The sequence below is a fragment of the Blastococcus sp. SYSU DS0552 genome (assembly GCF_054050815.1).
Genome location: NZ_JBJHAB010000004.1, coordinates 47,803 through 71,143 on the forward strand (window position 1 = coordinate 47,803; position 23,341 = coordinate 71,143).

At 73.0% G+C, this 23,341-nt stretch carries 18 protein-coding genes and 1 tRNA gene; 10 read left to right on the plus strand and 9 right to left on the minus strand.

The window, feature by feature from the left end:
- Window positions 1–275: 275 nt before the first annotated feature.
- Window positions 276–1,775: a malate:quinone oxidoreductase gene (locus ACI8AG_RS05285; protein ID WP_456596197.1), complete on the minus strand. Its 1,500-nt coding sequence runs from the start codon at window positions 1,773–1,775 to the stop codon at window positions 276–278.
- Between the two features lie 312 nt (window positions 1,776–2,087).
- Between ACI8AG_RS05285 and ACI8AG_RS05290 the strand changes: the two genes are divergently transcribed.
- The 6 genes from ACI8AG_RS05290 to betT all read left to right on the plus strand — a co-directional run bounded on the left by ACI8AG_RS05290 (window position 2,088) and on the right by betT (window position 9,241).
- Window positions 2,088–2,160, plus strand: a tRNA-Lys gene (locus ACI8AG_RS05290).
- 44 nt (window positions 2,161–2,204) lie between these two features.
- Window positions 2,205–2,771 (plus strand): dienelactone hydrolase family protein, encoded by a 567-nt coding sequence (locus tag ACI8AG_RS05295; RefSeq protein ID WP_456596198.1) that lies wholly within the window; start codon window positions 2,205–2,207, stop codon window positions 2,769–2,771.
- Window positions 2,772–3,037: 266 nt separating this feature from the next.
- On the plus strand, window positions 3,038–3,262 hold the full coding sequence (locus ACI8AG_RS05300) for a hypothetical protein (protein ID WP_456589990.1): 225 nt from the start codon (window positions 3,038–3,040) through the stop codon (window positions 3,260–3,262).
- The gene (locus ACI8AG_RS05305) at window positions 3,252–4,133 is read left to right on the plus strand and encodes a hypothetical protein (protein ID WP_456596199.1); all 882 of its coding nucleotides are present in this window, start codon (window positions 3,252–3,254) and stop codon (window positions 4,131–4,133) included. The genes ACI8AG_RS05300 and ACI8AG_RS05305 overlap by 11 nt, the downstream gene beginning before the upstream one ends.
- 321 nt (window positions 4,134–4,454) lie before the next feature.
- On the plus strand, window positions 4,455–7,130 hold the full coding sequence (locus tag ACI8AG_RS05310) for a putative bifunctional diguanylate cyclase/phosphodiesterase (protein WP_456596200.1): 2,676 nt from the start codon (window positions 4,455–4,457) through the stop codon (window positions 7,128–7,130).
- A 110-nt stretch (window positions 7,131–7,240) separates the two neighbouring features.
- A complete protein-coding gene (betT, locus tag ACI8AG_RS05315; protein ID WP_456596201.1) occupies window positions 7,241–9,241 on the plus strand; it encodes a choline BCCT transporter BetT in 2,001 nt (666 codons plus the stop codon).
- A 9-nt stretch (window positions 9,242–9,250) separates the two neighbouring features.
- Here betT and phaZ read toward each other — a convergent pair whose 3' ends face one another.
- From phaZ to ACI8AG_RS05330, 3 genes are all read right to left on the minus strand, one after another.
- A complete protein-coding gene (phaZ, locus tag ACI8AG_RS05320) occupies window positions 9,251–10,075 on the minus strand; it encodes a poly(3-hydroxyalkanoate) depolymerase (RefSeq protein ID WP_456589986.1) in 825 nt (274 codons plus the stop codon).
- Window positions 10,059–11,822, minus strand: a complete 1,764-nt coding sequence (locus ACI8AG_RS05325; RefSeq protein ID WP_456596202.1) for a PHA/PHB synthase family protein — start codon at window positions 11,820–11,822, stop codon at window positions 10,059–10,061. The genes phaZ and ACI8AG_RS05325 overlap by 17 nt, the downstream gene beginning before the upstream one ends.
- A 121-nt stretch (window positions 11,823–11,943) precedes the next feature.
- Window positions 11,944–13,128: an acyl-CoA dehydrogenase family protein gene (locus tag ACI8AG_RS05330; RefSeq protein ID WP_456596203.1), complete on the minus strand. Its 1,185-nt coding sequence runs from the start codon at window positions 13,126–13,128 to the stop codon at window positions 11,944–11,946.
- A 102-nt stretch (window positions 13,129–13,230) separates the two neighbouring features.
- Between ACI8AG_RS05330 and ACI8AG_RS05335 the strand changes: the two genes are divergently transcribed.
- Complete coding sequence (locus tag ACI8AG_RS05335; RefSeq protein WP_456596204.1) at window positions 13,231–13,962, plus strand: hemerythrin domain-containing protein; 732 nt, start codon at window positions 13,231–13,233, stop codon at window positions 13,960–13,962.
- Window positions 13,963–14,139: 177 nt separating this feature from the next.
- On the opposite strand, the gene ACI8AG_RS05340 is transcribed toward ACI8AG_RS05335, so the two are convergent.
- Window positions 14,140–15,180: a YihY/virulence factor BrkB family protein gene (locus ACI8AG_RS05340; RefSeq protein WP_456589982.1), complete on the minus strand. Its 1,041-nt coding sequence runs from the start codon at window positions 15,178–15,180 to the stop codon at window positions 14,140–14,142.
- A gap of 118 nt (window positions 15,181–15,298) precedes the next feature.
- Window positions 15,299–16,753 (minus strand): MFS transporter, encoded by a 1,455-nt coding sequence (locus ACI8AG_RS05345; RefSeq protein ID WP_456596205.1) that lies wholly within the window; start codon window positions 16,751–16,753, stop codon window positions 15,299–15,301.
- Between the two features lie 246 nt (window positions 16,754–16,999).
- Here ACI8AG_RS05345 and ACI8AG_RS05350 point away from each other — a divergent pair, with 246 nt between their 5' ends.
- A complete protein-coding gene (locus ACI8AG_RS05350; protein ID WP_456589980.1) occupies window positions 17,000–17,170 on the plus strand; it encodes a hypothetical protein in 171 nt (56 codons plus the stop codon).
- 69 nt (window positions 17,171–17,239) lie between these two features.
- On the opposite strand, the gene ACI8AG_RS05355 is transcribed toward ACI8AG_RS05350, so the two are convergent.
- Window positions 17,240–19,033 carry an acyl-CoA dehydrogenase gene (locus tag ACI8AG_RS05355; RefSeq protein ID WP_456596206.1) on the minus strand — a complete coding sequence of 598 codons (1,794 nt, stop codon included), beginning with the start codon at window positions 19,031–19,033 and terminating at the stop codon, window positions 17,240–17,242.
- A gap of 111 nt (window positions 19,034–19,144) precedes the next feature.
- Between ACI8AG_RS05355 and ACI8AG_RS05360 the strand changes: the two genes are divergently transcribed.
- Together ACI8AG_RS05360 and ACI8AG_RS05365 are read left to right on the plus strand one after the other, a co-directional pair.
- Window positions 19,145–19,600 carry a hypothetical protein gene (locus ACI8AG_RS05360; RefSeq protein WP_456589978.1) on the plus strand — a complete coding sequence of 152 codons (456 nt, stop codon included), beginning with the start codon at window positions 19,145–19,147 and terminating at the stop codon, window positions 19,598–19,600.
- Window positions 19,597–20,766 (plus strand): zinc-dependent alcohol dehydrogenase, encoded by a 1,170-nt coding sequence (locus ACI8AG_RS05365; RefSeq protein WP_456596207.1) that lies wholly within the window; start codon window positions 19,597–19,599, stop codon window positions 20,764–20,766. The genes ACI8AG_RS05360 and ACI8AG_RS05365 overlap by 4 nt, the downstream gene beginning before the upstream one ends.
- A gap of 150 nt (window positions 20,767–20,916) precedes the next feature.
- On the opposite strand, the gene ACI8AG_RS05370 is transcribed toward ACI8AG_RS05365, so the two are convergent.
- Together ACI8AG_RS05370 and ACI8AG_RS05375 are read right to left on the minus strand one after the other, a co-directional pair.
- Window positions 20,917–22,689 carry an MDR family MFS transporter gene (locus tag ACI8AG_RS05370; protein ID WP_456596208.1) on the minus strand — a complete coding sequence of 591 codons (1,773 nt, stop codon included), beginning with the start codon at window positions 22,687–22,689 and terminating at the stop codon, window positions 20,917–20,919.
- Complete coding sequence (locus tag ACI8AG_RS05375; RefSeq protein ID WP_456596209.1) at window positions 22,686–23,225, minus strand: MarR family winged helix-turn-helix transcriptional regulator; 540 nt, start codon at window positions 23,223–23,225, stop codon at window positions 22,686–22,688. The genes ACI8AG_RS05370 and ACI8AG_RS05375 overlap by 4 nt, the downstream gene beginning before the upstream one ends.
- Between the last annotated feature and the right edge of the window lie 116 nt (window positions 23,226–23,341).

Sequence of the window (23,341 nt, forward strand, 5' to 3'; positions counted from 1 at the left end):
GGGGTCGACCGCGATCCCCTGAACGGGTGGACCGTACCGAATCACGGTGACCCACTGCACAGGAGGTGTGGTTCGTCGGCGCGCGGGCAACTCCCGAGGATGTTCTTCCTGTTCTCCAGCCGTCTCGGCTGCCTCGGCTCGCTGCTGATCTCGGCGCTGCTGACGCTCCTGCTGCTCCTGGTGCTGGGCGTGCTGTGACGACGACGCCCGGGGAACCCGTCCTGCGCGGACCGGTCACCCGGGCGTTGCCGTGGTGTCGAGCGGGCTACCGCTGATCAGCCGTTGAGCTCCAGCGTCTGCATGGTCTCCGCGCGTACCTGGGCCAGCAGCGCCGGCTCGTCGTTCAGCGAGTGGCCGTAGGACGGGATCGCCGTCTGCAGCAGGGGGCGCCAGGCGTCGATGCGCTGGGGGAAGCACCGCTCCAGGAGGGTCAGCATCGCCGAGACGGCGGTCGAGGCGCCGGGCGAGGCGCCGAGCAGGCCGGCGATGCTGCCGTCCCCGCCGACGATGAGCTCGGTGCCGAACTGGAGCACGCCCTTGCCCGACTTCGGGTCCTGCTTGATGACCTGCACCCGCTGGCCGGCGGTGACCATGTCCCAGTCGCCCTGCTCGGCGGTGGGCACGAACTCCTGCAGGGTGCGGTGGCGGGCCGACCGGGTCTGCATCAGCTCGCCGATCAGGTACTTGGTCAGCGCCATCTCGGTGCGGGCCACGCCGAGCATGGAGCCGAGGTTGTTCGGCTTGACGCTCTTCGGCAGGTCGAACATCGAGCCGGCCTTGAGGAACTTGGGGGAGAAGCCGGCGTAGGGTCCGAACAGCAGCGAGTACTCGCCGTCGATCAGCCGCAGGTCCAGGTGCGGCACGGACATCGGCGGGGCGCCGACGGCCGCCTGGCCGTAGACCTTCGCCTGGTGGCGGCCGACCAGCTCGGGGGACCGGGAGCGCAGGAACATGCCGCTGACCGGGAAGCCGCCGAAGCCGCGGATCTCGGGGATACCGGCCTTCTGCAGCAGGGGCAGGGCACCGCCGCCGGCGCCGACGAAGACGAAGCCGGCGCGCATCGTCACGCGGTCGCCGGTCTGGGTGTCGCGGACGGTCACCTTCCAGCGGCCGTCGTTCTCCTTCCCGAGCGCGTCCACCCGCTGGTTGACGTGGACGTTCACCCCGCGGGTGGCGGCGTCGTCGAGCATCAGGCGGGTGAGGGCGCCGAAGTTGACGTCGGTGCCGGCGACCGAGCGGGTGGCCGCGACGATCTGCTCCGGGTCGCGCCCCTCCATCATCAGCGGCAGCCAGTCGGCCATCTCCGCCGGGCTCTCGGTGTACTCCATCCCCGCGAACAGCGGCTGGGCGCTCAGCGCGGCGTACCGGTTGCGCATGTAGGTGCGGCCCTGCTCGCCGGTGACGAAGCTCAGGTGCGGAACGGGCGAGATGAACTCCTTGGGGGAGCCCGTCATGCCGGCGCGGACCAGGTGCGACCAGAACTGGCGCGACACCTGGAACTGCTCGTTGATCGTGATCGCCTTGCTCGGGTCGACCCGGCCGTCGGGGCCCGCAGGCGTGTAGTTCAGCTCGCAGAGGGCGGCGTGCCCGGTGCCGGCGTTGTTCCAGGGCCCCGAGCTCTCGGCGGCGACGGCGCTGCCCGACTCGAAGACCGCGACGCTCCACTCGGGGGCGACGACCTGCAGCAGCTGCGCCAGGGTCGCGCTCATGATGCCGCCGCCGACGAGTACGACGTCGGGGTTCGCGCTGTCGGGAACGCTGCGCTCGGAAGTCACGTCTGCCTCTCTGGCTGTGTGCTCGGCCCGGCGCCGCAGCGCCTCCTCAACGATCGTCGGCCGGATTCGGTCGCTACATGCGATCGCGGGCGTATGAGGTATGTCACCGCGCCTCGTGGGTGCGGCTCCTCAAGGTTATGACCGGGTGCGCCGGGGTCGATGCGTGGGCCGACCCGGCAGTTCCCGATCGAACCTCGCCGGCGCTGCTCCGCGGCTGCTCGGCCGGCCGCCACGGTGCCGGCGCCGGGGCCGGGTGCGCCACCGGCGGTAGCCTTCCGCCGGGTGCCGCCGGCCCATCGGTCGCGCGTTCCCGGGCCTCTAGCTCAACTGGCAGAGCAGCGGACTTTTAATCCGCGGGTTGTGGGTTCGATCCCCACGGGGCCCACCGTCGGGCGTCCATCCGTCAGCCCCGGCGATTAGCGTGCCGCCATGGCCGAGCTGGTGCTGTTCCACCACGCGCAGGGGCTGACGCCCGGGGTCGTCGCGTTCGCCGATGAGCTGCGCGCGGACGGGCACGTCGTCCACACGCCCGACCTGTACGAGGGGCGCACGTTCGACACCCTCCAGAACGGCGTCGCGCACGCTCAGGAGATCGGCTTCGGCACGGTGCTGGAGCGCGGCCGCGCAGCCGTCGCGGAGCTGCCCGAGCGGCTGGTCTACGCCGGCTTCTCCCTCGGGGTCATGCCGGCGCAGCTCTTGGCGCAGACCCGTCCGGGGGCCGCCGGCGCGGTCCTGATGCACGCCGCCGTCCCACTCGGCGAGTTCGCCGACGACTGGCCCGCGGGCGTGCCGGTGCAGTTCCACGTCATGGACGCCGATGAGTGGGGGGACGTCGACGCCGCGCGCGATCTCGCCGAGGCGATCGACGGCGCGCAGCTGTTCCTCTACCCGGGCGACCGGCACCTGTTCAGCGACCGCAGCCTGCCCGACCACGCCCCGGGTGCGGCCGCCCTGCTGGTGCAGCGCGTGCGGGCGTTCCTCGCCGGCCTGCAGTAGAGCGCGACACGCCGGCGCGCCGGGTCCGCGGCGGGATGACCGACCCGGCCATCGGCTCCCGCCACGCTCGCGAACGGGTGGTTTGTCGACAGGTCGGCGTCCCGGGGAAGGGGTCACCGCGCGCCCGGGCACCGCTCCGCAACGAAACGGACACGGGTCAGGCCCGGAACCGGTCCGAGCGGCCTTCGCGGGGGCCCGGCGTCCCTAGCCTTCGGGTCATCCGCGGTGCTTCCCAGCCGCGGAGCACCACCTGCGAGGAGCCCCCAGTGCACGCCACCGCATCACCTGTCCGCACGCCGTCCCTCCCCCTGCGCGAGGTCTTCGACGACCCGGGTCTGGACCTGCTCAGGGAGCTGATGGTGGAGGAGCCGGTCCCCGCGCCACCGGTGGTGCGCCCACCGCACCCCGGGTGGGCGGCCCGGGTGCAGGAGTGGACGAACCGCGCGGCGTCCTGGGGCGCGGGGCCGCAGGGGGCCTGGCGTGCCTGGTGAGCTGCTGGCCATCGCCGGGCCGCTGCTGGGGTGCTGCGGGCTGATCGCGCTCGTCGTCGTCCTGGCCGCGAGCTCCACCGCCCGGTACGAGTTCGAGCGCAACGCGGTGCGGGCGCACCGCGCCACCGTCCACGCGCCGCAGCCCGCCGGCCAGGGCGCGGCCGCCCGCGCGGCCGCCGACGCCGCAGGCGTCGAGTCCTCCGGCGATGCGGCCGGGCAGCCCGGGGCGGAGCGGGCGGCTGTCGGCCTGGCCACCCACCCGGCCGGCCGGAGCCTCCCCGACACCACGGGGGCGACCGGCTGGTGGCTGGTCGACGAGCACGACGGTGCGGCGGTGGCCGGTCCGTTCGCGGACTCGCTCGACGCCGAGTGGGCGCGCCTGGCCGAGGACCTGACCGACCGCACGCGGGTCGTCCACGGCGGTCGGCGGGCGGACGGCGGCGTGGTCCGGCGGCAGTCGGCGGAGGAGCGCGACTGGCTGGCCGACCTGGGGGACCAGCTCGACCTGCTCCCGGAGGACTGGGACCCGTTCATGATCGACGACGACGACGTGCTGACCACTCTGGCCGTCGACGTCACGGCCGCGCTGCTCGAGGCCGGGCTGCCCCTGCACGACTGCGACGGCCGGGAAGGCGTGGGGCACGCCGTGGGCGGGGTCTGCCTGACCCCGCACCCGGACTCGGCCGGGGTCCTCGTGACCTGGCGTCAGCACGACCGGATGAGCGTCCACCAGGCCCGTGGCGGTGCCATGGAGGCCGCCGTGCAGCGGTCGATGACCGCGGCCGTCGTCACCGTGCTGCGGCTGATGGGCTTCGAGGTGGAGGAGTTCGGCTCCCCCGGGTGCCACCTGGTGACGGCACCAGCCCGCTGACCCGGGGGCGCGGACCGGTGTCACTCCCGGCGGTCGGCCCCCGGAACGGGTGGCACCACGAGCACGGCACGCTGGCGCAAGCGGGCCGGTAGGCGGGCGCCGGCCGACGGCAGGCGCGCGGACTGCGGGCGGGTGGGACGGGGGGCCAGGTCGATCACGGATCTCCTCGGGGCTGGGGCGTGCCGTGAGCATCCCCGGCAGGTCTGACGGTTTCCCTCGGCAGCGCCTGCGAACTGCCTGTGCCCCCCTGCCCGTGTCACCTCACCTGGACGGGTGGGGACCGACCTCAAGTGCCGTGGATCACGGCCCGATAGGAGCAGCGTGCGCACACACCAGGACGTGGATCGCGGGCGACGGCGCGGGTTCCCGCTGCGGCGGTACCTGATCGCGCTGGTGCTCCTGCCCATGGTCGGCGTCGGTGTTCTCACCGTCGCGGCGGCCCAGGCGCGCGCGGCCGAGGTCGCCGGCGCGGAGCGTGCCGAGGTCGCCGTGCGCGCGCTGGCCCTGCTCGATGCCGCGCGCAGCGGTGTGGAGCAGGAGATGATCCCGGTCCTGTCGCTGTCGGTCATCGGCGATCCGGCGGCCGCGGCGGCCCTCGGGCTGCCCGAGTTCTTCCTGCGCACCCAGCGGCAGACCGCGATCGACGAGGCGGCTCGTGCGCGAGCAGTCACCGACCAGGCCCTGGCCCGGGTCTCGGCGGGCTCCGTCGGGGCGGCGGCCGCGGCGCGTGCCGCCGATGACCTGGCGGAGTTGCGCCAGGCCGACCAGGCGGGCCGGCTGGACATCGAGGCGCTGCACCTCCGGTTCCTGCGCGTCTCCAACGACCTCATGAACGCGCAGGCGGCGGCCGCCGCGGCAGCGACCTCCGAGGGCGTGCCCGGGAACACGCTGCGGGCCATCCGTGACGTCCAGACCGTGGCCCAGCTGGCGCAGGCCGCCGGCCGGCAGATGCCCCTCTTCATCGGCTCCCTGCTGGCCGAGGGCGGCGACGAGCTGATCGGCTCCCGCACCGCCTGGGAGACCCAGTGGCTGGACTACCTGGACGCCCAGCGCCGGATGGACACTGTCTCGGGGCAGGGCCTGCGGGATGCCTGGGAGGAGGTCCGCACCTCCGACGTCGTCACCCAGCTGGACGGCCTGCTCGCGCAGGGACTCACCGACGACGGCGGCGCCGCCATGCCGCTCAGCGACCTGGTCACCGTGCTGTTCCAGAGCCAGGACCGCAGCACGATGCTGGCCGAGCTGGTCGGGACGGCGGTCGACGAGGCCCGGCAGCTCGTGGCCGCCGACCTCGAGCGCGCCGGCGACCGGCTCCAGTTCGTCCTGCTGATGGGAGCCGGCCTGCTCGTCGCCTCGCTGCTCGGCGCCTTCGTCCTCGGCCGCAGCGTCACCGGGGCGCTCCGCCTGCTCGCCGCCCAGGCGACCGAGATCAGCGAGGGATCGCTGGTGGCGGTCGAGGTCGCCGGGCCGCGGGAGGTCCGGACGGTCTCGGCCGCGCTCGGGTCGGCCGTCGCCGGGCTGCGCCGGATCCAGGACCAGGCGCAGGCCGTGGCCCGCGGCGACCTCGACGACGCGCTCCTCGACGAGCCCCTGCCCGGCCCGCTCGGCGAGGTCGTGCACGCCTCGGTCAAGGCGATCGTCACCTCGGTGCGCCAGCGCGAGGAGCTGCAGTTCGCTCTCGCGCACCAGGCCACGCACGACCCGCTGACCGAGCTGCCCAACCGCGCGCAGGCCCTCACCCTCGTGACCTCGGCCCTGCACCGCGGCCGGCGGTCCGGGGAGATGACCGGTCTCCTCTTCATCGACCTGGACGGCTTCAAGGCCGTCAACGACGGCCACGGCCACGCGGCCGGCGACGAGGTGCTGCGCGCGGTGGCGGGCCGGCTCCGGGCGGCCGTGCGCCCGGGTGACGTCGTCTGCCGCCTCGGCGGCGACGAGTTCGTCGTCCTGGTCGAGCCGGTGCACGCCGAGCACGACCTGATCGACCTCGCCGAGCGGCTCATCGCCTCGGTCAGCGAGCCGATCCCGGTGGGGGCGCTGACGGTCGGCGTCGGCGCCAGCGTCGGCGTGGCGATCAGCCGCGACGGCGGCACCGACGCCGACGTGCTCTTCGCCGAGGCCGACACCGCCGCGTACCGGGCCAAGGCGCACGGCCGGGGCCGGGCGGAGATCTTCGACGAGACGCTCCGGCTGCAGCTGACCGAGCAGGCCGAGCTCGAGGCGGCCATCAGCCACGGCCTGGCCAGCGGCGAGATGCACCTGGTCTACCAGCCGGTCATGGACCTGGCGTCCGACCGGCTGACCGGGTACGAGGCACTGGTCCGCTGGGACCGGCCGGGCGTCGGCCCGGTCCCGCCGGACCAGTTCATCCCGGTCGCCGAGCGGTCCCGCCTCGTCGGGGACATCGACCGCTTCGTGCTGCAGGAGGCGACCCGTCAGCTGGCGCAGTGGCGGAAGGAGTTCCCGGTGGCCCCGGGCCGGCCCGAGCCGACGATCGCGGTGAACATCTCCGGCCGGCACCTCGCCGACCGGCGGGTGGTCACCGACGTCGCGGACGCGCTCGCCACCTTCGGGCTGCCGGCGCGGCTGCTGGTCCTCGAGGTCACCGAGACGGTGCTGGTGGACGACCCGGCCGCGTACGACCACCTGACCGAGCTGCGGGACATGGGCGTCGGCATCGCCATCGACGACTTCGGCACCGGGTACACCTCGATCGGGCAGCTGCGGAACATGCCCGTGGACACGCTGAAGATCGACCGCAGCTTCGTGGCGTCGGGGGAGCCCGCCCACCTCGAACTGGTCGCCCTGATGATCCGCGCGGCGCACACGTTCGGTCTCACCGTGGTCGCCGAGGGGGTCGAGGAGGACGCGCAGATGGCGCGGCTCCGGGCACAGGCGTGCGACCGGGCGCAGGGCTACCTGCTGTCCCGGCCGCTGCCCGCGGCCGAGGCCGGAGCGCTGCTGCGCCGGGAGGAGACGGCCGCCCCCACCACCTGAGCCCGTCGGCCCGGGCTGCCGCACGCCGCCGGGTGTGCCACCATCCGGCCGGTGAGCGGCACATCGAAGACGTCGGCAGCGCACCTCGCGACAGGGTGGGGGAAGCGGGCATGAGCGAGCCCGGCACCCGGTCCTCCGACGCGGGCTCCGGGATCAAACGGCGCGTCTTCTACGGCTCGGTCGCCGGCGTCCTCGCGATCGCGCTCTGGGCGACGGCGACCCCGACGTCGGCCGCGGAGACGATCGGCTCCCTGGTCGGCTGGACGTCGGAGTGGTTCGGCTGGTTCTACATCGCCTTCGCCACCGCCGTGCTCGTCTTCGTCCTGGCCATCGCCTTCTCGCGGTACGGGAAGGTCAAGCTCGGCCCCGAGCACTCCACCCCGCAGTTCAGCACCTTCGCCTGGGCGTCGATGCTCTTCGCCGCCGGCATCGGCACCGACCTGATGTTCTTCGCCGTCGCCGAGCCGGTCACGCAGTACCTGGCCCCGCCGGTGGTTGAGGGCGAGACGGTGGAGGCCGCCCGCGAGGCGACCGTGTGGACGCTGTTCCACTACGGCATCAACGGCTGGGGCATGTACGCGCTGATGGGGATGGCGCTGGCCTACTTCGCCTACCGCATGAACATGCCGCTGGCCATCCGCTCGGTGCTGTACCCGATCTTCGGCCGGCGCGTGCACGGCTCGCTGGGCGACGCCGTGGACGTCGCGGCGGTCCTCGGCACGATCTTCGGCGTCGCCACGTCGCTGGGCATCGGTGTGGTGCAGCTGAACTACGGGTTGTCGGTGCTGTTCGGCATCCCCGAGGGCCGGGCCGCGCAGCTGGGGTTGATCGCCCTGGCCGTGGGCGTGGCGACGGTGTCCGCGGTGAGCGGTGTCGACCGGGGCATCAAGCGGCTCTCCCAGCTCAACGTCGTCCTCGCCCTGGGGCTGGCCGGCTTCGTGCTGGTGACCGGCAACACCGCGTTCCTGCTCAACGGGCTGGTCCAGAACGTCGGGGACTTCGTGAGCAGCTTCCCCGGCCTCACCATGGAGACCTTCGCCTACGACCGGCCGGACGAGTGGCTGAACGGCTGGACGCTGTTCTTCTGGGCGTGGTGGATCGCCTGGGCGTCCTTCGTCGGGCTCTTCCTCGCCCGCATCTCGCGGGGCCGGACGATCCGTCAGTTCGTGGCCGGGACGCTGCTGCTGCCCTTCAGCTACATCCTGATGTGGGTGTCGATCTTCGGGAACAGCGCCATCCACCGCATCCGGCAGGGCGATGCGGCGTTCGGCGAGACGGCGATGAACATCCCGGAGCGGGGCTTCTACACCCTCCTGGCGGACTACCCGGCCTTTCCGTTCATCGCCTCGATCGCGACCTTCATCGGCCTGCTGTTCTACGTGACGTCCGCGGACTCCGGCGCGCTGGTGATGGCGAACCTGTCCTCGCGGCTGCGCCGGCCGCAGGACGACGCGGCCGCCGGCGTCCGGATCGTCTGGGCGGTCGTGACCGGCGTGCTCACCGCTGCGATGCTGCTGGTCGGCGGCGTGCCCGCGCTCCAGAACGCGACCATCATCATGGGCCTGCCCTTCGCCTTCGTGATGGTGGCGGTGATGGTCGGGCTGCACCGCGCGCTGCGCAGCGAGGCCGATCGCGCCGTCAACCGCCACCGGATCGCTCCCTCCGGCCGGCCGGCCGCGCGGCGGCGCGCCCGGCTGCGACGGCGCCGGGCACCTGTCCCCACCGGCCGTGAGCGGGTCGACCAGTACCTCCACGAGACGGCGCGGCCGGCTCTGGCGGAGGCCGCGGCCGAGCTGCGCGCCCGGGAGGTCGAGTCGGACATGCACTGGGCCGTCGACGACTCCGGCGCGCCCTGCGTCGAGCTCACGGCGCAGGCCGACGGCGGCGCGCCGTTCCGCTACCGCATCCGGCCCAGCCGCCCGCCGCGCCGCGGGGACGGCGCCCGGCCGTCGTCGGACCCGGGTGCCTCCCGGCTCGACGTCCAGGTCGAGCCGGGCAGCCCGGCGGGGGCGGGCGGCTACGACGTCATGAACTACACCCACGCCCAGCTCATCGACGACGTGATGGACCGCTTCGAGCAGCACGTCGCCGCCGCGGCCGCCCGCGGCTGAACCGCCCGGTCAGCCGTCGAGGAACGACTCGATCACCGGGGCCAGCTCGTCGGCCTCGGTGACCAGCGCGATGTGCCCGCCGCGGTAGACGTGCAGCTGCGCCCGGGGGATCAGCCGGGCCATCACCCGGGCGTTCACGACCGGGATGATCGGGTCGTCGTCCCCCGCCACCACCAGCGTCGGCTGCCGGATGAGCCGCAGGAACGGCAGGCTGCTCCACCCGGTGCTCGAGGCGAGCTGGTAGTAGTAGCCGCGCTTCGGGCCGACCCGGGTGTGCGTGTGCAGCGCCGCCGCCGCCCGCTCGGGGTCGGTGCGCATCGTCCCGCCGTAGATCAGGCCGGCGATCTCGCGGGCGTACTCCGGGTCGCGGTGCCGCCGCGGGGTCAGCATGCGGGCCAGCACGGCGGGGCGGGCCGGCACCATGAGGGAGCCGGTCGCCGTCGCGGCCAGCACCAGCCGCCGGCAGCGGCGCCGGTGCTGCACCGCGAAGTGCTGGGCCAGCCCTCCGCCCCAGGACAGCCCGAGGACGTCCACCGGCCGGTGGTGGCCCAGCCGGTCCAGCAGCCCGGCGACCACGGGGCTCAGCGTGGAGAGCAGGTAGGGGACGACGGGTGGCGGTGAGCCGCCCACGCCCGGCACGTCGAACCGGATGACGGTGCGCCGGGGATCCAGCGCGTCGACGAAGGGCTGCAGCACCTCCAGGCTGGCGCCGATGCCGTTCATCAGCAGCAGCGGCGGCACCGCGTCGTCGGTACCCGGCCGCACGGCGGTCCGGAGCGTCCGGCCCCCGACGGTGAGGCTGCGGACGACCTCCCGGCTACTTGTCGAAGACATAGGTGCCCGGGGCCTCGGCGAGCACCTCGAGGCCGTTCCCACCCAGCTCGGCCGGCGCCGGCACCTCCTCGCCCGACCGCTCGCCGAGCCAGGCCATGAAGTCCGGCCACCAGGAGCCCTGCACCGTCTCGGCCGACCGCAGCCACTCCTGGGGGTCGGGTGGCGTGGCGCCCGCCACCTGGAAGGTGGACTTCGGGTTGCCCGGCGGGTTCACCAGGGAGGCGATGTGGCCGCTGGTGGAGAGGATGAACCGGCTCTCCCCGCCGAGCAGCTGGGTGGTCCGGTAGCAGGCCTGCCACGGGCACAGGTGGTCGGCGATCCCCGCGGTGACGTAGGAGTCGACGGTGACCGCCGACAGGTCCACCGGCGAGCCGAGCATGGTGGCCCGGCCGGGCTCGGTCAGCGCGTTGCCCAGTGCCACCTCGATGAAGTCGCGGTGCAGGGCCGCGCTCATCCGGGTCGTGTCGGCGTTCCAGAACAGGATGTCGAAGTTCGGCGGCGGCTTGCCCTGCAGGTAGTTGTTGACCCAGTAGTTCCAGATCAGGTCGTTGGGTCGCAGCCAGGCGAACACCTCCGCCAGCTGGGCGCCGTCGAGGTAGCCCTTCTTCCGGGAGCGTTCGGTGGCGGCCTGCACCTCGTCCTCGTCCATGAGGGCGGAGATGGTGCCGGCGCGGGCCCAGTCGAGGACGGTGACGGCGTAGCTGGCCGCGCGCACCCGGTCCTGCCGGCCGGTCGCGGCCAGGTGCGCCAGCACCATCGCGGTGATGATGCCGCCGGAGCAGAACGCCTGGACGCTCACCTGCTCCTGCCCGGTGACCCGCTCCACGGCGTCCATCGCGTCGAGGACCGCCTGCCCGTAGGCGTCCAGGCCCCAGTCGGCGTGCCGCTCGTCGGGGTTGCGCCACGAGATCATGAAGACCTGCTGACCGCTGGCCACGTAGTGCTCCACGATGCTGCGGCCCGGTGCCAGGTCGGTGATGTAGTACTTGTTGATCGTCGGCGGGACGATCACCAGCGGCACCGCGCGCACCCGCTCCGTCGTCGGCCGGTACTGGATCAGCTCGAAGACATCGGTGCGGAACACCACGGCCCCCGGCGTCACCGCGAGGTCCTCCCCGACGGTGAAGGCGTCGGGCTCGACCATCGACGGCACCCGGGGCGGGTTCGCCAGGTCCTTGACCATCCGCCGCACGCCCTCGACGGCGTTCTTGCCGCCGGTGTCGATGACCGCCTTGAGGGCCAGCGGGTTGAGCACCGGCACGTTGCTGGGGGCCAGCGCGTCGACCAGGTTCGTGGCGGTGAACCGGATCCGTTCGTCGTCCTGCCAGTCGAGGCCGGCGTCCTCGATCAGCTCCCAGGCCACCCGCGCCGTCGCCAGGTGCGCCTGCATGGCCCGCCGGAGCAGCGGGTTGCCGCTCCACGCGGGGTCGGCGAACCGCTTGTCCTTCTTCCCGGGCGCGAGCTCCGAGCGGCCGAGCACGACCTTGCCGAGCTCACGGGCCAGTTCCCCGCCGCGGCGGGCCACCACGTCCGGCTTGCGGGCCAGCGCCGAGCCGAAGCGCAGCGCGGTGCCGGCCGGCGGGACCAGCCGGCGCAGCGGCCCGCGAGCGGCATCGACCAGGACCATGTCCAGGCCCGTCGCGGCCTCGGCGGCCTGCTCGGGGGTCCCGGCGGGGAGATCGCTCTCGGGGCGGCCGGCGGTGGGTGTGGAGGCCGTCCGGTCCGGTTCGGTCGCGGGCTGCGCCATGGCGGTTCCCTTCGTGCGCTTCCCCGGGCCGGCGACGTCGCCGGCCCCTGGGAGGGGCAGTGTGTGACCCCGACCACTCAACCACAGCCCTCGGTACCCGGCAGGCCGTGCGCGCTGCCCGTCAGACGATCGCGCTGGCCCCCGTGACGCCGCGGCCGACGATGAGCGTGTTCACCTCGCGGGTGCCCTCGTAGGAGTAGATCGCCTCGGCGTCGGCGACGTACCGGCCGACGTGGTTCTCCAGCAGGATCCCGTTCCCGCCCATGAGCTCGCGGGCCCAGCCGACGGTCTCGCGCATGCGCATCGTGCAGAAGGCCTTGGCCAGCGACGCGTGCTCGTCGGTCATGGTGCCCGCCATCTGCAGCTGGGACAGCCGGGCGCACATCGCCCCCGAGGCGGTGATGTTGCCGAGCATCCGCACCAGCAGGTCCTGCACGAGCTGGAACTCCACGATGGGCTGCCCGAACTGCTCGCGCTCCAGCGCGTAGCGCAGCGCGTGCTCGTAGGCGCCGCGCGAGCACCCGACCGCCGACCAGGCGACCCCGGCCCGGGTGGTGCGCAGCACGTTCGCCGTCTCCCGGAAGCTGTGCGCCTCCTGTAGCCGGTTCTCCTCCGGCACCCGCACACCGTCCAGGGTGATGTGCGCGTTCTGCACGGCGCGGAGCGCGATCTTGTCCTGGAGGTCGACGGCGGTGAAGCCTGGCGTCCCCTGCTCGACGACGAAGCCCAGCACGCGTTCGGTGTCCACGTCGCGCGCCCAGATGATGACCAGGTCGGCGAAGCTGGCGTTGCCGATCCACTTCTTCTCGCCGTCGAGCACCCACTCGTCGCCGTCCCGGCGGCACGTCGTCTGCAGGCCGCGGGCGACGTCGGAGCCGTGGTCGGGCTCGGTCAGCCCGAACGCGCCGATGAGCTCCATGCGGGCCATCGCCGGGAGCCAGCGCTCCTTCTGCTCCTCTGAGCCGCAGAGGTAGATCGAGCCCATGGCCAGGCCGCCGTGCACGCCCATGAACGTCGAGATGGAGGGGTCGCCCTTGGAGAGCTCCATCGCGATCATGCCGTCGAGCAGGGATGAGCGCCCCGGGCAGCCGTAGCCCTGGAGCGAGACGCCGGCGATGCCCAGCTCGGCCATGGCGGGGATGAGCTGACGGGGGAACTCCGCGCGGGTCCAGTACTCGTTGATGACCGGCGTCACCTGCTCGTCCATGAAGGTGCGAACCCGGTGCAGCAGCGCCCGGTCGTCGTCGTCGAGCAGCGCCTCGAGGTCGTAGAAGTCGGAGGTGATCGTCGACGGTTCGCTGCTCATGGGGGCTCGGGCCTCCTGGATCGGGGAACGGTGGTCCGCACCTACCCGGGGGTCGTGGTGGCAACCAGGCGTGCCGCGGGCCCGCCGGGGGCAGGACACCAGGTGACCGACCGACCGGAGGAGTTCCTGATGCGTTCCATCGCCGACCAGACCGTCGAGGAGCTGGGCGGGCCGGGCAGCGTGCTCGTCCGCCAGCGCCGCGACCACGCGGAGCTCGACCGGCTGCTGCACGAGCTCGACGGCACGACCGGCGCCGCCCAGGAGGAGGTGCTCACCCGCATCGACCGGCTGGTGTTCAGCCACGCCTTCGCGGAGGAGACCGTCCTCTGGCCGGTGATCCGCCGGGCGCTGCCCGACGGCGATGCCCTCACGCGGCAGGTGGAGGAGGAGCACCAGGAGGTCAACGAGCTGGTCAGCGCGCTGGAGCGCGACGGCCTGGACCACCCCGAGCGCCCGGCGCGGCTGCGGCGGCTGGTGGAGGTGCTCCGCGAGGACGTGCGCGACGAGGAGGACGTGATGTTCCCGCGGCTCCAGGAGGCGCTCAGCCCCGAGGAGCTCCGCGCCCTGGGCCGGCGCTGGGCGGTGATGCGGCGGATCTCGCCCACCCGCCCGCACCCCACCGTCTCCCGTCGCCCTCCGGGCAACGCGCTGTCCGGGCTGCCGCTGTCGCTGATCGACCGCACCCGCGACGTCGTCGACGCCGGGGTGCGCCGTGTGCCGGACCGGTTCGCCCCCGCCGGGCGGGCGGTGAGCCAGGGCCTGGCCGCCGTCGCCGGCGTGGTGGAGCGGGTGCCCCTGGCCCGGCGCGGCGACGGGCCGCCGACCAGCCGCTGAGCCGCGCGCCGCAGCCCGGGCGGCCCCGGCCTCGCCCGAGGGAACGTCGACGGCCCCCTCCCGCAGCGGGAGGGGGCCGTCAGCCGCAGTGCGTGCTGCGCCTACGTCGCCGGATGCGACGAACTCGTGGTCATCAGCGGTCGATGACCACGAGTTCGTCGTACTCGGGCAGTTCGGTCAGGTCGTCTGCTTGTCGTCGGGCTCGTCCCGGGCGTCGAGCTGGATCTCCTTCTCCGCCCGCGGCACGCCCTCCTTCAGCTCCTTGGTGCGCTCCATCTCGGCGTCGAGCTCGATGCCGAAGAGCAGCGAGACGTTGATCAGCCAGAACCAGATCAGGAAGATGACGACGCCCGCGAGCGCCCCGTAGGTGGCGTTGTAGCTGCCGAAGTTCGCCACGTAGAAGGCGAACGCGGCCGACGCGACGACCGCCACCAGGATGGCGACGCCGGCCCCGGGGCTGATGAACTTGAAGCCGCGCAGCTTGGCGTTCGGCGTCGAGTAGTAGAGCACCGCGATCATCAGCGCCAGGATCACCAGCATGACCGGCCACTTGGCCCAGCTCCAGACGGTCAGGACGGTGTCACCCAGGCCGATCGCCTGGCCGACCGCGTCGACCACCGGGCCGCTGAGCACCAGCATGGCGACGAGCAGCGCCGCGAACAGGATGCCGACCAGGGTGATCAGGATCTGCAGCGGCTTGAGCTTCCAGACCTTGCGCCCCTCGCGCGTCTCGTAGACGACGTTCGCCGCGCGGGTGAAGGCGCCGACGTAACCGGAGGCCGTCCACAGCGAACCGAGGAGACCGAGGACGAGAGCGAAGCCCAGGGGCGCGGTGTTGCCGGCGATGTCCTCGATGGCCGGTCTGATGGTCTCGGCCGCGGACTGCGGGACGACCTGCGTCAACGCGTCGGTGAGCTGCTGCGGGCTGGTGAACAGACCCACGACGGCGGCCAGGGCGGCGAGCGCGGGGAACAGCGCCAGCACCCCGTAGTAGGTCAGCGCGGCGGCCCAGTCGGTGAGGTTGTCCTCGCTGAACTCCTTGGCCGCGCGCTTGAGCGTGCCGCCCGTCGTGGGCTTCGGATCGGCGCCGGTGGGCGCGTAATCGGCCCGCGTGCCGCTGATGTTGTCGTCCTGCGGCGCGGGATCGCCGCCGGCGCGGTTGTCGGTGAAGCGCGTCTCAGCCTTGGTGCGGCTGGACGAGCCGGTGGGTCGGGCCATGAAGAAGTCCTCCTGGGACGCGGGCGGTCGCGCCTGTCGATGCCCCGGACGAACTCGTTCCATGCCGGACGCGCCGGTAACGGTCCGGCCACACCTCTCACCGGCGCCCGTGCCCCGGTCAGCGCACCCCGGACACCGGTGACCACTCGCCTGCCCCGGCGGTGGCCTGTTCCACCTCCGCCAGCGGATCGCGGCGGCCTCGCCCGCCGCGGCGGTCGGCGAGCATGCCGAGCAGCGCGACGAGCACGACCACGACCGAGGCGCCGACGCCGATGAGCGCGACCAGCGTGAAGGCGATGGCCCGCGGCAACCCGGTGGCGGCGTCGATGCTGCCCGCGATCAGCGTGACGGCGAGCGTGCTGCCCAGCGCCTGCCCGACCGAGCGGGCGATCGAGTTCACTGCGTTCGCCACCCCGGTCTCCTCCTCCCGGACCGCGTCGACGACGAGCGCGGGCAGCGCCGCGTAGGCCACGGTGACCGAGACCTGGGTGAGCAGGCCGGCGACGATCACCAGCCACGGTTCGCCGCGTGCCCCGGCGAGCAGGGCGAAGCCGGCGACCCCGCACGAGGCGCCCGCGGTCAGGGTGGGCAGGCCGCCCAGGCGGTGGACGACCCGGCCCGCGAAGGGCGCGAGCAGGATGCCGACCACCCCGCCGGGCAGCAGGTAGACCACTGCTGCCTCCAGCACGCTCGCGTCGAAGCCGTACCCGGTGACCTCCGGGTCGGCCTGCACGTACTGCAGGACGGCGAGGAAGGAGGCGAACAGCGCGATCCCGCTCATGAGGCCGGCCACGTTCGGGACGAGGGTGCGCCGGTCGGCGAGCATGGACGGGCGCACCAGCGGTTCGGCGGTGCCCCGCTGCAGCGCCACCCACGCGGTCAGGACGACGCCCGAGCCGGCGAGGCAGCCGAGCGTGCCCGGTGAGGCCCAACCCCAGGTGTGTCCCTGGGAGAGGGGCAGGAGAAGGAGCACCAGGCCCAAGCCCAGCACCAGGGCGCCCCACCAGTCGACCCGGCCGCTCGCCGAGACCGGGCGGCGGGGGAGCAGCCAGGCGGCGAGCAGCAGGGCGACGAGGGCGATGCCCAGCCCCAGCCAGAAGGCGTGCCGGTAGTCGCCGTCGTCGCCGGTGATCAGCCCGGTGGCGACCAGGCCGACGACGCCGCCCACCGCGAGCGTGCTGCTGACCACCGACATCGCCACGCTCAGCCGCGCCTCGGGGAGTTCCCGTCGCAGGACGCTGATCGACAGGGGGAAGAGGCCGTAGGACGCCCCCTGCAGGACCCGGCCGGCCAGCAGCAGCGGCAGGGACTCCGTCAGGACGATCAGCAGGGTGCCCAGCACGACCGCGACCAGGATGCCGAGGATGACGGGGCGCTCGCCCTTCAGGTCGCCGAGTCGGCCGAGCACCGGGGTCAGGACGGCGGCGGCGAGCAGGTTGGCGGTGAGCACCCAGCCGGCGGCCCCGGGTGAGACCCCGAGCTGCTCCTCGATCCGTCCCAGCGCCGGCACGACCAGGCTCTGCAGCAGCGACAGCGTGGTGACGCCCAGGGAGAGGGCCACGACCAACGCCACGGGACGGGTCCCGGAACCGGTGCCGGCCGCCGGAGCTGCTGTGGGTTCGGACACGCTGTGATGCAACCACGCCGCGGTTCCCCGCTCGGCGCGCGTAACGGTTGTGCATCGGATCACACCCGGCCAGGTGAACTCCCGGAACCGACGATTGAGACGGGTTCGAGCGGGGGACAGTGAGCCCCGACGACGTGCCGCCGTCCCTGACCCGGTGGTGGCATCCGCGAGTTCTGCGAGGAGAGCGATCTGATGATGTTGTGGCCGGCCGTGACCCTGCTGGGGTTCTTCGTCCTGACGGCCCTGGTCATCGCGATGGGCACCCAGTCCACCGCCCGGTACGAGCAGGAGCAGCGGGCGGCCCGCGGTGCCGCGAACGCCCGGCGCTCCGGCTCCGAGCCCGTGGGGGCCGCACGAGCCTGACCCCCGCAGCACAGCGAACGACGGCGCCCCGCCGCTCCACCCGGAGCGGCGGGGCGCCGTCGTCGCGTCTCAGAACCAGGCGTCGCGGGCGTCCAGCACCGTGCGGTCCAGCGACTCCAGCAGGTCGAACCAGCCCCGGGTGCGGGGCAGCTCCCAGCGCCAGAAGTAGCGGGCCGCGGCGCGCTTGCCCTCGTGGAAGTCGGTGGTGCCGGCCTCGGCGGCCAGCGCCTGCTCCAGCCACAGCCACGCGACCACGATGTGGCCCGCCGCCTCCAGGTAGACGTGGGAGTTGGCCAGGGCCAGGTCGGGGTCGCCGGTGCCCCAGAGGGTGGCGGTGACCGCTCCCATCCGGGCGACCGCGGCGTCCAGGTCCGCGGCGAAGCCGGCCCACTGCGTGCCGGCGGCGCGGGCGGTGGTCGCGGCGATCGTCTCGCCCAGCAGGGCGAGCCCCGCCCCGCCCTGCATGACGACCTTGCGGCCGAGCAGGTCGAGGGACTGGATGCCCTGGGTGCCCTCGTGGATCGGGTTGAGCCGGTTGTCCCGGTAGAACTGCTCCACCGGGTAGTCCCGCGTGTACCCGTAGCCGCCGTGCACCTGGATGGCCAGGTCGTTGGCGGCCAGCCCCCACTGCGAGGGCCACGCCTTGGCGACCGGGGTGAGCATGTCGAGCAAGAGGTGCGCTCGTTCCCGCTCCTCCTGGGTCTCCGCGGTCTGCTCCTCGTCGACCAGGCGCGCGCAGTACAGGCCCAGGGCCAGGCCGCCCTCGGCGTAGGACTTCGCGGCCAGCAGCATCCGGCGGACGTCGGCGTGCTCGATGATCGGCACCATCGGCGAGGCCGGGTCCTTCGCGCCCGCCGGCCGCCCCTGCGTGCGGGTGCGCGCGTACTCGAGCGCGTGCAGGTAACCGGTGTAGCCGAGCACGGTCGCGCCCATCCCGACGCCGATCCGGGCCTCGTTCATCATGTGGAACATGTAGGTGAGGCCCTTGTGCGGCTCACCTACCAGGTAGCCGACGGCGCCGGGCTGCCCGCCCGGCCTGTGCACGCCCTCGCCGAAGTTGAGCAGCGTGTTCGTCGTCCCCCGGTAGCCCATCTTGTGGTTGAGCCCGGCCAGGACGACGTCGTTGCGCTCGCCCAGCGAGCCGTCCTCGTTCACCAGGAACTTCGGGACGATGAACAGCGAGATGCCCTTCACCCCGGGCGGGCCGCCGGGGATCTTGGCCAGCACCAGGTGGACGATGTTCTCGGTGAGCTCGTGGTCGCCACCGGAGATCCACATCTTGTTGCCGGTGAGCCGGTAGGTGCCGTCGTCCTGCGGCACCGCCCGGGTGGTGATGTCGGCCAGCGAGGAGCCGGCCTGCGGCTCGGACAGCGCCATGGTGCCGAACCAGCGGCCCTCGATCTCCGGGGCCACGTAGGTGTCGATCTGCTCCCGGCTGCCGTGGGCCAGCAGCAGGCGCGCGTTGCCCATCGTGAGGAACGGGTAGGCCGACGTGCCCACGTTGGCCGCCTTGAACCACGCGAAGACGGCCTGCCCGACCACGTGCGGCAGCTGCATGCCGCCGAACTCCTCGTCGAACTCGCCGGCCATCAGCCCGGCCTCGGCGAAGACCTCGAGCGCTTCGGCGACCTCCGGGATCAGCTCGACCTTGCCGTCGACGAACCGCGGCTCGTTCTCGTCGGCCTTGCGGTTGTGCGGGGCGAAGTGCTCGGTGGCGATCTGCTCGGCCAGGTCGAGCACCGCGTCGAAGGTCTCTCGCGAGTGCTCGGTGAAGCGTGACCGCTTGGTGAGCGACTCGACGTCGAGCCACTCGTTCAGCAGGAAGTCCAGGTCACGGCGGGACAGGATCAGCGACGACGGCACGAGGTCTCCAGGGCGCGGGTCTCCGGGGCGGTGCGAACCACCTCACACTAGGCCGGTTGCCCCGGCGGCATGTGCGGGTAGGTCGGGACCGTCGTCGACCGAGGAGGAGCCATGGAGCTACCCGCCATCGTCAGCCGCGCCGGAGGCGCGCTGCTGAGCACCCTGCAGCACGTCCGCATCCCGGGCGTGGGGCAGGCGTCGGTGACCGACGACCCGGCGACCGCCGCCCGCCGCTGGCGGGCGGTCACCGTGCTGAAGGCGCCTGACCAGGTCGGTTCGCCAGCGTCGCCGCCGCCCCCGCTGGACCGCTTCGGCGACCGGGTCGAGGTGCGCATCGCCGCAGCCCCCGGGGACAGGGGGACCGAGCTCGCGGCCCGCTTCAAGGAGACGCCGACCGACGACGAGATCGGCGAGCTGCGCGCCGCGCTGCGCGAGGCGAAGCAGCGGCTGGAGACCGGTGAGGTGCTGCGCGTGGACCCGCAGCCGCACGGCTTCCGCAAGCCGACCCCCCAGGGCGCGGCCCTGGAGGGCATGACGGGATCGGCTGCGAAGGAGGGTGTGCTGTGAAGGCCGCGACGTGGACCGGGGTCAACGAGGTGTCGGTGGAGGACGTCCCCGAGCCGCAGCTCCTCAACGACCACGACGTGATCCTGAAGATCAGCCAGTCGGTCACCTGCGGCTCCGACCTGCACCTGATCGGCGGCTACATCCCGTTCATGCGCGCCGGTGACGTGCTGGGCCACGAGTTCATCGGCGAGGTCGTCGAGGTCGGCAAGGAGGTCCGGAACCGCAAGGTCGGCGACCGCGTCGTCGTCGCGCCGTTCGCGGCCTGCGGCAGCTGCTGGTACTGCAAGCAGGAGCTGTACTCGCTCTGCGACAACGGCAACGCGAACCCGGGGATCACCGAGGGGCTGTGGGGCCAGAGCCCTGGCGGGTGCTTCGGCTACTCGCACGCGATGGGCGGGTACGCCGGCAGCCACGCGGAGTTCATGCGGGTGCCCTACGCCGACGTCGGCACCTTCGTCGTCCCCGACGGGCTCTCCGACACCCGGGCGCTGTTCGCCTCCGACGCCGCATCGACCGGCTGGATGGGCGCCGACCTGGCCGGGACGAAGCCCGGTGACGTCGTCGCGGTCTGGGGGGCCGGCGGCGTCGGTCAGATGGCCGCCCGCGCGGCGATGCTGCTGGGTGCCGAGCAGGTCGTGGTGATCGACCGGATCCCCGAGCGGCTCGCGCAGGTGCGCGACCACGTGGGCGCCGAGGCCGTGGACTACACGACCACCGACGTCGTCGCGGAGCTGCGCGAGCGCACCGGCGGGCGAGGCCCGGACGTCTGCATCGAGGCCGTGGGCATGGAGGCGCACGCCCCCGGTGCGCCCGGCATCTACGACCAGGTCAAGCAGCAGCTGCGGCTGCAGACCGACCGGCCGACCGCGGTGCGCGAGGCGATCATGGCCTGCCGCAAGGGCGGCACGGTGTTCACCCTGGGGGTCTTCGCCGCGATGGTGGACAAGTTCCCGCTGGGCGCGGCCATGAACAAGGGCCTCACGATCCGCGGCGCCCAGGTCCACGCCCAGCGCTACATCCCGGAGCTGCTGCGCCGGATGGAGGCCGGGGAGCTGGTCACCGAGCACCTGGCCACCCACGTCATGCCGCTGACCGAGGCGCCGGAGGGCTACCGGCTGTTCAAGGAGAAGGAGGACGGCTGCGTGCGCGCGGTCTTTCTGCCCTGACACCGTGACACCGTCGTCCTCCGGACGACCACCGCGACCAGGAGCCGTTCCCGACCGGCGCTGAGCCCGGCCGTGCGTGGCGGCGGGAGGCCTCCGGCCCGCGCACCGCCACGCACCGTGCAGCGGCGTCGTGGCGGTGCGTCCGGAGGCTCAGCGTGGGGCGCGGGGGTTGTCGCCGGGCTGGCCCACCGGCGGCGGGACCGACGTCGGCGCGGCCGCGCCCACGGCCTCGGTCGCCTCCTCCGCGGGATCTCCGGGGTCGCTGGTCGCCGTGCCGGCCGCCTCGCCCTGGCGGGCCTGGATGCCCGACTTGGTGCTCAGCGCCAGCTGGGGCAGGAAGAGGAACACGAAGAACCCGACCGCCACGACGCAGGCGGCGATGAGGAACACCAGGTCGATCGAGTTCGAGAAGCCGACCTTGAAGGGCTGGGCCAGGGCGGCCGGGAGGTCCTGGATGAAGGAGGTGTCGTCCAGCGCTGCTCCGCCGCCGGCGTCCAGCTGCTGGAACTGCGGGGCCAGCTCCGGGTTGGCCCGCACGGTGTCCTGCACGGCGGCGTCGATGTCCCGGGGCAGCCGGGTGAACAGGATCGACAGGAAGGCCGCCGTCCCGATCGTGCCGCCCATCTGGCGGAAGAACGTGACCGAGGAGGTGGCCACGCCCATCTCCCGGGGGGAGACGGCGTTCTGGACGGCGAGGATGACCGGCTGGAAGTTGAAGCCCAGCCCCAGGCCCAGCAGCACCATGAACGGGACCAGGGACCAGATGGAGGTGTCGGCCTCCACGAGGAAGGACATCGCCAGCAGCGCGGTCACCATGAGGGCGATGCCGACGAGCGGGAAGACCTTGTACTTGCCGGTCCTGGAGATGGCGATGCCGGAGCTCATCGCGCCGACCATGATCCCGCCGACGAGGGGGATCATCTGCAGCCCCGCCACCGTGGCGCTGGAACCCTGCACGATCTGCAGGTACTGCGGCAGCAGCAGCAGGCCGCCGAACATCCCGGCACCCATGACCACGCTGCCCACACCGCTCACCGCGAAGCTGCGGTTGCCGAACAGCCGCAGGGGCAGCAGGGCGTCGTCCCCGTACGCGCGCTCGGCCAGGAGGAACAGCACGAAGCCGACGGCGCCGATCACGTAGCAGGTGACGGCCGCCGAGGAGGTCCAGCCCCAGGTGCGGCCCTGCTCGGCGACGATCAGCAGGGGGACGAGGAAGGTGACCAGCGCCAGGGCGCCGGGCCAGTCGATCCGGTGCTCACGGCGCTCGTGCGGGAGGTGGAGCACCCGCCACACGGCGGCGAAGGCCAGCACGCCGAGCGGCACGTTGATCCAGAAGATCCAGCGCCAGCCGTCGACGCCGAGGATCGAGTCGTGGCCGGCGAAGAAGCCGCCGATGACCGGGCCGAGCACGCTCGAGGTGCCGAAGACGGCCATGAAGTAGCCCTGGTACCGCGACCGCTCCCGGGGCGGGACGATGTCGCCGATGATCGCCAGCGCCAGGGACATCAGGCCACCGGCGCCGATGCCCTGGACCGCCCGGTAGGCGGCGAGCTGGTACATCGTGTCGGCGATGCCGCACAGCGCCGAGCCGACCACGAAGATCGTGATGGCGAACAGGTAGAACGGCCGCCGGCCGTAGATGTCGGAGAGCTTGCCGTAGAGCGGCGTGGCGATGGTCGAGGTGATGAGGAAGGCCGTCGTCGCCCAGGCCTGCAGGTCGTAGCCCTGCAGGTCGTCGGCGATCGTGCGGATCGCGGTGGCCACGACGGTCTGGTCCAGGGCCGCCAGGAACATCGCGACCATCAGGCCGACCAGGATGGTGACGATCTGCCGGTGGCTGAAGGTCCCGCCGGAATCGGGTGCGGCGGCGGCCGCGCGGGCGCTGCGGCGCGCCGCCGCGGCGTTGCGGGTGGTCTGGCTCATCGGGCCTCTCCGGCTGGATCGGTGCTCGGGGTGGAGGCGGCGGCGTTCTCGGCGGCTCCGGGCAGGTCGGCCGCGATGTCGTCGAGCAGGCGGCCGAACAGAGTGGTCAGGGCGGCGAGGTCGGCCTCGTCCCAGTGCGCGGTCACCCGCGCCAGGTGGGCCGTCCGCTCGCTGTGCAGCGCTTCCAGGGCGGCGCGTCCGGCATCGGTGACGACGAGCAGGCTGGCCCGGCCGTCGCTCTCGTCGGCGACCCGGCGCACCAGCCCCTGCTCCACCAGTGCCGCCACGTGCCGGCTGATCGTGGAGGGGTCGGCGTGCACCAGCTCCGCCAGGGCTCCCTGGCGGAGGGCTCCGAGGCGCACCAGGGGAAAGAGCAGGACGAGCGCTGCGCGGTCGCGGTTCTCCGGGCCGGAGGCCTGGTTCTTCAGGGCCTGGACCAGTCGCATGAACCGGGGCAGCTGCTCGGAGAGCAGTTCCACCTGCGGACGGCCGCCCGTGGGGGTGGTGGCCGCTCCGGGGCGCGCGGGGGAAGACATGGGCCTCCAGGAACGAGGAGATTGGATGTAACGTACAACCCGTTGTTCGGTGCATGCAACGAGTTGCGGTCCGCACGCGCAGTGACCTGTCCCACCACCGCCGCGCCGGGCGGTCG